Below are 6557 nucleotides of genomic sequence, written 5' to 3'. Positions count from 1 at the left end.
CCGCTGTCCTCGACGCTCCCCTGTCCGCGGTGGACGCCATCGTGCAACACCACCGTGCGCTGCGGATCGAGCGCGACGCCGACCCCACTGCCACCCCCGCCGATGGCACCGTGCAGGCCGTCGCCTATGCCGCGGCGCGTCGCCTCGGCTTCGTGGATGGGGATGCGCAGTGCGTGGCGCAGGCCTGGGCCCGGCGCAGCGCCCACCGCCCGTTCGACCCCGCCGACTGGCCGGACGATCCGGCGGATTTCGGGTTCGACCCGCCCGCGGCCCGCTTTGCCCCCTGCCCGCATCGGCTGGGGCTGTACGCGGTGTTGCCGGACGCGGCATGGGTGGCTCGCTTGGCACGTGCTGGGGTGCCCACACTGCAACTGCGCTTCAAACACCCCGATCCCCAACGCATCGCCCTCGAAGTGCGCGCTGCCGTCGCCGCCGTGCGCGGCACGCCTGCGCAACTATTCATCAACGACCACTGGCGCGACGCCATCGACGCCGGTGCCTATGGCGTCCACCTGGGGCAAGAGGATCTGGACGCCCTGACGACGGACGATCTGGCCCGCCTGCGCGACAGCGGGCTGCGCCTAGGGCTCAGCACCCACGGCTACGCCGAAATGGCGCGGGCCTGGCGCGTGGGGCCCAGCTACCTGGCGCTGGGGGCCGTGTTCCCCACCACGCTCAAAGTCATGCCCACCGCCCCGCAGGGGCCGCAACGGCTGGCGCATTACGCCCGCGTGGCGCGCGAGGTGCCCACGGTCGCCATCGGCGGCATCGGCCTGGCCGAGCTGCCCGCCATCGCAGCCAGCGGGGTGGGGTCGTTCGCCGTGGTGCGGGCCATCACCGGCGCGGATGCCCCCGAGGCAGCGGCGACCAGCTTGATGCGCGCCTGGGCCCGCCTACAGACCGGCGCGCAGGAGAGAAGGGCCGGCGAAGGGTTATAATGAAGAGCTGTTCCCCGATAGCTCAGTCGGTAGAGCGCCGGACTGTTAATCCGTAGGTCCCTGGTTCGAGCCCAGGTCGGGGAGCCAGCAAAATCAATGACTTAGCCCGCTTCGCGCGGGCTTTTTGCTTTTCCCAGCCGCTCACAACCGACTGAAATACTCCCGCCGCTCGAAGGCCTCGCTGTCCTCGGCCGCGGTGTAGCGCTGCCACTCCAGCCCCTTGATCTGGCGAATGTAGGCCACCCAATCCTGGCCCAGCCGCTCGGCCAGCACCGTGTCCTGGTCCAGGGCGTCGAGCGCCTCACCCAGGCTGGTCGGCAAAGGGGTGGCGGTCGAGCCGTACGGGTCCTCGGTCGCAGGCGGTGGCAGCAGCCCTCGCTCCAGGCCATCCTGTCCAGCTTCGATCTGCGCGGCCGGGTACAGGTAGGGATTGGCTGCCGGCTCGCCGATGCGGTTTTCGATGCGGGTGGCCGCATCGCCGCAACCGCCGATGACGCGCAGCATGGCGCCGCGGTTGTCGCGCCCCCACTGCACCGACTGCGGGGCCAGCGCATGCGGGCGAAAGCGCCCGTAGCCATTGGCCGTGGGGGTGCAGAACACGGCCATGCCGCGCGCATGCGCCAGCAAGCCGGCCATATAGTGCGCACCGGCGTCTGACAGCACGCTGCGCGCGTCGCTGGGAGTGCAGTTGGGCGCGGGCGCCGTGCGGCACATGGCGTTGGCACCGGTAGCCAGATCGACCAGCGACTGGTGCATGTGCCACCCGCTGGCCATGATTTGGGCAAACGGCGGCCTGCACATGAAGGTGACATGGTAGCCCGCTTCGCGCAACGCCATGCGCACCGCGTTGCGAAACAGCACCATGTTGTCGGCCGCCGTCAGCGCATCGGTGACGTCGAACACCGCCTCCACCTGGCTGGGGCCCATCTCGGCTTCCAGCGACGACAGCGGCAGGCCCAAGCCTTGCGCCGTCTGGCGCACGATGCGCAGGGCGGCATCGGCCTGGTCCAGCCAGGCCTCTGAGAGCAATTGGTAGCCGGGATGGATCATGCGCACCGCCGGGGGCTCACCCGGCCAGGCGGCGCATCGTGGGTCGGTTTGCGCGTCGTCGTCCGCGATGCGGTAGATGTGGAACTGGACCTCCAGCCCACAGCGCAGGCCATAGCCCCGCGCGGCCAGCCACTGCAGCGCACGCTGCAACAGGCGGCGGCTGTCGAAGGAGACGGGCCGGCCGTCGGCAAACCACGCCTGCGCGCGCAGCCAGCCGGTGGAAGGCCGCCATGGCAGCACCCGAAAACTCGCCGGATCGGGCAGCAACACCACGTTGTTGGCCTGCCCGAAACCGGGCAGATCGGCCGTTCCCCCCGGCTGGAAAACCGGCCACGCCGCGCGGTCCGACGTGTCCTTGAGCAGCAGAGTGGACACCATGCCGACCCCGCCCTGCAAGGCGGCGCGAACGGCCGCCGGCGTGAGGGCCTTGGCGCGGGTAATGCCGTGAATGTCGCACCATGCCACGCGCACCAGACCCAACCCGCCGGACTCGATGGCGGCGAGCACCGCATCGGCGGCCCGCTGCCGCTCGGGCGAGTGCCCGCCGCAGCGGAGGGCGAAATCGCTCATGCCGTCGTGGCCGCGCGTTCCTCCCATGCTGTCCATGGCCGATGCCGCGCGCCGTTGACAGCCACCCACGATTTACTCACAATGGTGAATATTCATTCACTCGAGTATCGGTTCTTGCCATGTCGGACGATCAACACCTCAACGCCCTGCGGGTGTACTGGAAGGCGCACAAGGCCTTTCCCTCCATGGCACGGCTGACCGACGTGCTCGGGCTTTCGTCGTCGGGCGGCGTGTTCAAGGTGATCGGCCGATTGGTGGACGGCGGCTACCTGGAGCGGGTGGACGGCCGCATCGCCCCGACACGCCAGTTTTTTGCGTTGCCGGTGCTGGGCCAGGTCCGGGCCGGGCTGCCACAGCCGGAAGACCAATCCGCTGGCCTGGAGTGCGTGGGGGTGGAGGACTATCTGATTCGCCACCCGGAACGCACGGTGTTTTGCCGCGTCCGGGGCGACTCCATGCAGGACGCGGGCATGCTCGACGGCGACATGCTGGTGGTCGAGCGCAACCGCCCCACCAAGGCCGGCGACATCGTGGTGGCCCTGGTGGACAATGAGCTGACCGTCAAATACCTGTACCCACTCAAGGGCGCCGCAGGCTGGGTGCTCAAGCCCGCCAACCCCGACTACCCCGACATCGTCGCACACCAGTCGCTCGAGGTGCTGGGGGTGGTGGTCGGGGTGTTCCGACGCCACGACTGACCCCTACCTCAGACGGAGACGATGCGACATGAGCCTCAAAGCCTGGATCCGCAAGCTCACTGGCAAAGGGGGCGCGCTCAACCGCGCCACCTCGGCCCGTGACGTGTGTCGCCTCAACGCCATCGCGATGGCGTCCCGGGTGTCGGTGTACGAACTCGACTGACACCCGGGATCGGCGTCGGTGGGCGCAGCCTCAGATCCGCTCGAAAATCGCGGCGATGCCTTGTCCGCCGCCGATGCACATGGTCACGAGGGCATAGCGGCCGTTGATGCGCTGCAGTTCGTGCAAGGCCTTGACCGTGATGAGCGCGCCAGTCGCCCCAATCGGGTGGCCCAGCGAGATGCCGGAACCATTGGGATTGACCTTGGCCGGATCCAGCCCCAGATCGCGCGTGACGGCACACGCCTGGGCGGCAAAGGCCTCGTTGGCCTCGATGACGTCCAGATCGTTGACGCTCAGGCCCGCCTTTTGCAACGCCAGGCGCGACGCCGGCACCGGGCCAATACCCATGTATTTAGGGTCCACCCCGGCGTGCGCGTAGGTCACCAGCCGCGCCATGGGCTTCAGGCCGCGCGCCTGCGCCGTGCGGGCGTCCATCAGAAGCACGGCCGCTGCCGCATCGTTGATGCCAGAAGCGTTGCCGGCGGTCACCGTGCCGTTTTCTTTCAGGAACACGGGCTTGAGCTTGGCCAGTTCTTCCATCGTCGCGTTGGGACGGAAGTGCTCATCGGTCGCGTAGGCCACCTCGCCCTTGCGGGTCTTGATCGTGACGGGGACGATCTGGTCCTTGAAGTAACCCGCCTCGGTCGCCCGCTGGGCGCGTTGGTGGCTTTCCAGCGCCAGGCGGTCCTGCTCTTCCCGCGTGATGCCCCATTTGGCGGCGATGTTCTCCGCCGTCACACCCATGTGGATGGTGTGGAAGGGGTCGTGCAACGCACCGACCATCATGTCCACCAGTTTGGTGTCCCCCATACGGGCACCCCAGCGCGTATTCAGGCTGGCAAAGGGCGCGCGGCTCATGTTCTCGGCGCCGCCGCCGATGGCGATGTCGCAGTCACCCAGCAGAATTGACTGGGCCGCCGACACGATGGCCTGCAGACCCGAGCCGCACAGACGGTTGACGTTGAATGCGGGCGTACCCTCGGCGCAGCCACCCTGGAGGGCCGCCACGCGAGACAGATACATGTCCTTCGGCTCGGTGTTGACGACGTGACCAAAGACGACGTGACCCACATCCTGCCCTGGCGTCTGGGCGCGGGCCAGGGCCTCGCGCACCACGATGGCCCCCAGCTCGGTGGGGGGCACGTCTTTCAGGCTGCCACCAAAGGTGCCAATGGCGGTGCGCACGGCGCTGACGACGACGACTTCACGGGTCATGACGGGGTCTCCGAAAAAGCAAAACAGGGGGCAATACGCCACGCCCCGCCGGACATCATAGCGTTGCCTCAATAGTCGCTGTGGTAGCCGGCCAGGTTTTCGAAGCGGGTCAGCGCGTTGAGGAACGCCAGCTTGACCGTGCCCGTGGGGCCGTTGCGCTGCTTGCCGATGATGATCTCGGCCACGCCCGGCTCCTTGCACTGGTCCTTGGTGTAGTACTCGTCGCGGTAGATGAACATGATGATGTCCGCGTCCTGCTCGATCGCGCCCGATTCGCGCAAATCGGACATCATCGGCCGCTTGTCGGTGCGCTGCTCCACCCCGCGGTTGAGCTGCGACAGCGCGATCACCGGGCATTGCAGTTCCTTGGCCAGCATCTTCAGGCCGCGCGAGATTTCGCCCAGCTCGGTCGCGCGGTTTTCGCCGTCGCTGTTGGTGCCGCTCATGAGCTGCAGATAGTCCACCACGATCAACCCGAGCTTGCCGCACTGGCGCGCCAGCCGGCGCGCGTTGGCCCGCAGCTCGGACGGCGTCAGGCCCGGTGTCTCGTCAATGTAGAGCGAGATGTTGCGCAGCTTTTCGATCGCTTCGGTCAGGCGCGGCCACTCGTCGGGCGTGAGCTTGCCAGTGCGCAAATGCCCCTGGTTTATGCGGCCGATGGAGCCGACCACCCGCACCGCCAGCTGCGCCGCACCCATTTCCATCGAAAACACCGCCACCGGCAACCCCTCGTTGAGAGCCACGTGCTCGGCGATGTTGATTGCGAAGGCCGTCTTCCCCATGCTCGGGCGCGCCGCGATGACGATCAGGTCGCCCGGCTGCAGGCCGGCGGTCATGCGGTCCAGGTCGATGAAGCCGGTGGGCACCCCGGTGATATCGTTGGGGTTGTCGGCCATCTCCTGCACGCGGTCGAGCAGCTCCACCACCAGCCTGTCCATCGACTGGAAGCCCTGCTTCATGCGGCTGCCCTCCTCGCCGATCGACAGAATCTTCTGCTCCGCCTCGTCCAGGATGGTCGCGACCGCCTTGCCGCGCGGCGCAAACGCCTGCGAGGCGATGTCGTCGCTGGCGGCGATCAGCTTGCGCAGGATGGCGCGCTCGCGCACGATCTCGGCATAGCGGCGGATGTTGGCGGCACTGGGCACGAACTGCGCAAGCTGATTCAGGTACGCCAGCCCCCCCACGTCGTCAGCTCGGCCCAGGCTGGCCAGGTGCTCGTACACCGTGATGACGTCGGCCGGCTTGTTGGCGTTGATCAAGGCCGCAATCGACTCGAACACCCGCTGGTGCTCGGGACGGTAAAAGTCGGTTTCGGTCACCAGATCCGCCACGCGGTCCCAGGCCCCGTTGTCCAGCAACAGGCCGCCCAGCACGCTGGACTCCGCCTCCAGCGAGTGCGGCGGCACGCGCAAGTGGGTGAGCTGCGGGTCGTCGTTGTGGGGCACGACCGGATCGGTCGGCAGGGGATAAGACAGTTCGTCGCTCATCGGTCCGGATTGTGGCAGCACGCCGCCGGGCGCGGGCAGGAGGCGTCCCGGCGCTACCGTCAGCGGGGCCCGGCGTCGCTCGGCGGTGGCCCCCCCAAGCGCTCGAGGAAGGCGCGCGGATCGTGCGCGGCGACGAAAGCCTCGAACGCGTCGGCGGGTACGGCTGGACTGACCAGCCAGCCTTGCAGATGGTCGCAGCCCGCCTGCGCCAAAAAGCGCGCCTGCTCCCATGTTTCCACCCCCTCGGCCAGGGTCTGCATACCCAGCGTCTGCGCCAACTGGACGATGGCGCGGATGATGGCCTCGTCGTCGGGATCCCGCCCGATGTCGATGACGAAGGAGCGATCGATTTTGAGCTTGTAAAAACCCAGCTTTTTTAGGTGTACCGCCCGCAGTAGATTGGACACAGATTTGCAGTTCATGCAGCCTTCCGGAT

At 67.7% G+C, this 6557-nt stretch carries 7 protein-coding genes and 1 tRNA gene; 4 read left to right on the top strand and 4 right to left on the bottom strand.

Translation table 11 applies throughout. The annotated features are described in order from the left end of the window. Positions 1 to 20 precede the first annotated feature (20 nt). Together V7026_RS10650 and V7026_RS10645 are read left to right on the top strand one after the other, a co-directional pair. Entirely contained in the window at positions 21 to 938 is a 918-nt protein-coding gene (locus V7026_RS10650) for a thiamine phosphate synthase (RefSeq protein WP_443082355.1), read from the top strand. 11 nt (positions 939 to 949) lie between these two features. After that, positions 950 to 1025: transfer RNA gene (locus V7026_RS10645), tRNA-Asn, on the top strand. A 54-nt stretch (positions 1026 to 1079) separates the two neighbouring features. On the opposite strand, the gene V7026_RS10640 is transcribed toward V7026_RS10645, so the two are convergent. Next, positions 1080 to 2558 carry a glutamine synthetase family protein gene (locus tag V7026_RS10640; RefSeq protein WP_334155362.1) on the bottom strand — a complete coding sequence of 493 codons (1479 nt, stop codon included), beginning with the start codon at positions 2556 to 2558 and terminating at the stop codon, positions 1080 to 1082. Positions 2559 to 2677: 119 nt separating this feature from the next. On the opposite strand from V7026_RS10640, the gene V7026_RS10635 reads away from it, so the two are divergent. Both V7026_RS10635 and V7026_RS10630 read left to right on the top strand, forming a co-directional pair. Next, entirely contained in the window at positions 2678 to 3256 is a 579-nt protein-coding gene (locus V7026_RS10635) for a LexA family protein (protein ID WP_334155361.1), read from the top strand. Between the two features lie 28 nt (positions 3257 to 3284). Continuing rightward, complete coding sequence (locus V7026_RS10630) at positions 3285 to 3419, top strand: hypothetical protein (RefSeq protein ID WP_260682259.1); 135 nt, start codon at positions 3285 to 3287, stop codon at positions 3417 to 3419. A gap of 30 nt (positions 3420 to 3449) precedes the next feature. On the opposite strand, the gene bktB is transcribed toward V7026_RS10630, so the two are convergent. From bktB to V7026_RS10615, 3 genes are all read right to left on the bottom strand, one after another. Then, complete coding sequence (gene bktB, locus V7026_RS10625; protein WP_334155360.1) at positions 3450 to 4634, bottom strand: beta-ketothiolase BktB; 1185 nt, start codon at positions 4632 to 4634, stop codon at positions 3450 to 3452. A 68-nt stretch (positions 4635 to 4702) separates the two neighbouring features. Continuing rightward, complete coding sequence (gene dnaB, locus V7026_RS10620) at positions 4703 to 6121, bottom strand: replicative DNA helicase (protein WP_334155359.1); 1419 nt, start codon at positions 6119 to 6121, stop codon at positions 4703 to 4705. 59 nt (positions 6122 to 6180) lie between these two features. Continuing rightward, positions 6181 to 6557: EAL domain-containing protein (locus tag V7026_RS10615; RefSeq protein WP_334155358.1), on the bottom strand; the 377-nt coding region annotated here is incomplete at its 5' end.

It is taken from the genome of Tepidimonas sp. (assembly GCF_036825565.1).
In the GTDB taxonomy this organism is placed as follows: Bacteria; Pseudomonadota; Gammaproteobacteria; order Burkholderiales; family Burkholderiaceae_C; genus Tepidimonas.
Note: the sequence above shows the minus strand (reverse complement) of the source record. Positions and strands in the feature narration are given on the sequence as shown.

What these genes read in the sequence shown, in the direction of transcription:
- V7026_RS10640 (WP_334155362.1), bottom strand. Translation starts at nt 2,558, where the DNA reads ATGAGCGATTTCGCCCTCCGCTGCGGCGGGCACTCGCCCGAGCGGCAG.
- V7026_RS10635 (WP_334155361.1), top strand. Translation starts at nt 2,678, where the DNA reads ATGTCGGACGATCAACACCTCAACGCCCTGCGGGTGTACTGGAAGGCG.
- V7026_RS10630 (WP_260682259.1), top strand. Translation starts at nt 3,285, where the DNA reads ATGAGCCTCAAAGCCTGGATCCGCAAGCTCACTGGCAAAGGGGGCGCG.
- bktB (WP_334155360.1), bottom strand. Translation starts at nt 4,634, where the DNA reads ATGACCCGTGAAGTCGTCGTCGTCAGCGCCGTGCGCACCGCCATTGGC.
- dnaB (WP_334155359.1), bottom strand. Translation starts at nt 6,121, where the DNA reads ATGAGCGACGAACTGTCTTATCCCCTGCCGACCGATCCGGTCGTGCCC.